A 2,084-nucleotide genomic window follows, 5' to 3' on the forward strand; every position below is an offset into this window, starting at 1 on the left:
TTTGCGTCCAAATCCCCAAATCATACTCACAGCAACACAACCAAACCTCATACCCCGTAAAGGTCGATATGACTGCCCTGCCGCAGGGATGCTGGTGTCGGATAGTGTCCACCTGGCCAAGCGGACGTAAGGAGCCGGTATGGCGAAGCCGCGCAAGCGCAGGAAGTGGAGCGACGACGAGAAGCGCAGGATCTGTGCGCAGACCATTGTTCGCGGCGTTTCAGTTGCGCAGGTCGCGCTGCGATATGATCTGAACGCCAACCAGATTTTCAACTGGATGAGGACCTGAAGTCTGCACCGGACAAGCATGCCCAAGATGAAGCCACCTTTCTGCCGGTTGAAGTCATCGCAGAACCCGTGCACTTGGAGGCCACGCCCGATGTAGCGGGCTTGATCGAAGTGGAACTGGCCAACGGTCATCGCCTTCGGGTCAGCGGCAGATTTGATTCGGAAGCGATTGCGCGGCTGGTGCAGAATTGACAGGAGCCCGGTTCCGGCGAAGAGGAAGGTCGCGGGTCTCACGGACATGCGCAAGGGGTGTGCATCCTTGGCGGGGCAGGCAGAGAAGGTGCTGAAGCTGGGTCCCTTTGTCGGGCATCTGTTTGTTTTTCGTGGCCGCCGGCGTGACCAGATCAAGATCAGTTTGTGAGATGGTCAGGGTGCTTGTCTGTCCTCCATGGGAGTCGCTGTAGTGGTCAGTGCTGCTGCGCGAGTTGGTAAACTCCTGGCGGGAACTGTCTTGACGCTCTTCCTGCTTCTGATCGCCATTGCTGTGAGCGAGTTTATAGCCTCAAAGATGCTGGGATATCCGCCAATTCCAAGATTTTTCATGCATGCATTGCCGGTCCGGGGGGGCAGAGCTTTGACCCTGAAACATGGGCCGAAGCAGGCAGCTGCGCGGGATTGTCGGATTGGAAAAGCGACGAGAAAGAAGCCAGTTGTCCGCGCGGCCCCATGGTGCGGGATCTGTTGCGGACGCACCTTCTCATCGGTGAGACACATCGCGAAACTGCGACTGCGCTGCTCGGGCAACGGAATATGAGGTCGATATTCGAGGACGGTCATGTGATGCATACAGCCTTGGAATGTGCAGCGGCCTCGGTATCGACTACGATGCTCTCTATGTATGCTATGACGAAGGTGGCGCGATAACTTCAACCGGGCACATCCAGCACTGACATACGCGACTATGCCGGACGCTTGGCATCCTGCGGCAATCGTCGCCCTTTGATCATTCTGGTCATAGGAGCGACTGTCCGGGAGGGACTCCGGCAACAGTCAACGGCGTGGTTCCGGCGGGTGCGCAAGGACGGGCCCGGCGGCGTTTGTCGCTCTGCGGGCTGCCGAGCCGAAAAGGTTTGCCTAGCGTCACAGCCCGTCTTTCCACCGCAGCAGGTTGGTCGGTCGCTGACATCAGGGCCGCCGTTCTGCGCTCGGCACCGTTTCGGGCCGGCATGGCCGTCGCGGTTGGCTGACGAGATTGGCCCTCGCCAAGGGCGGGGGGCGATCAAGCCGGGAAGGTTCGCTGTCGGTGTTATGACCTCGGGCCTCCGGTTTGCAGCATCCGCCTCAGACCCATCGGGCTGATCTCGGGAGTGGCGGACAGGGTATCGTGGCCGCCCGGTGCGGACGACCGAGGCGCGGCTGACATGTGCAGGGCGCAGCTGCCTCGCGTTCCGCAGCATACGGTTCTCGCTGCAATACTCTCTGCGTGCCAGACCGATGACCTCTCTTCGCCTGGAGAGCACGCCGCTCAGGAGTGAGAGCCGTGGGCTATCTTTTCCAGCGAAGTGCGGGAGGCTGTCGCCTGACCAGGTCGCTCGCCAAGGGTTGCGCGATTCCCTGCGATCCGCAGGGCGGCACGGCGAATCTCGGCAGGGGTGAGTCGCGGCCGATTCTCTTGTGTTAGCCCCCCGATTCTCGGTCCCGGACGTGCCAATGCAGCGAATCCGGGCTTCGGGCCGGTCGAAAAAGGTCAGGAAAACAGGCGTTTTCTCGGGGTGACGACGGGTCAACGTCAAAAAAATACGACATTGTCGTTAGAAAGGCCTTGCGGGTATGAACGTCAGCCCGTAAATACCCCT

At 60.1% G+C, this 2,084-nt stretch carries 2 protein-coding genes; both read left to right on the forward strand.

Features of this window, described 5'->3' with window-relative positions; genetic code table 11:
• Positions 1 to 139: 139 nt before the first annotated feature.
• A complete protein-coding gene (locus ACFO5X_RS14050) occupies positions 140 to 289 on the forward strand; it encodes a transposase (RefSeq protein ID WP_380718118.1) in 150 nt (49 codons plus the stop codon).
• Positions 290 to 457: 168 nt separating this feature from the next.
• Complete coding sequence (gene tnpB / locus ACFO5X_RS14055) at positions 458 to 649, forward strand: IS66 family insertion sequence element accessory protein TnpB (protein WP_380718119.1); 192 nt, start codon at positions 458 to 460, stop codon at positions 647 to 649.
• The last annotated feature ends 1,435 nt before the right edge of the window (positions 650 to 2,084 follow it).

The organism is Seohaeicola nanhaiensis (assembly GCF_042654245.1).
In the GTDB taxonomy this organism is placed as follows: Bacteria; Pseudomonadota; Alphaproteobacteria; order Rhodobacterales; family Rhodobacteraceae; genus Seohaeicola_A; species Seohaeicola_A nanhaiensis.

Excerpts from the sequence above, each read along its gene's own strand:
- ACFO5X_RS14050 (WP_380718118.1), top strand. The coding sequence starts at position 140 with ATGGCGAAGCCGCGCAAGCGCAGGAAGTGGAGCGACGACGAGAAGCGC.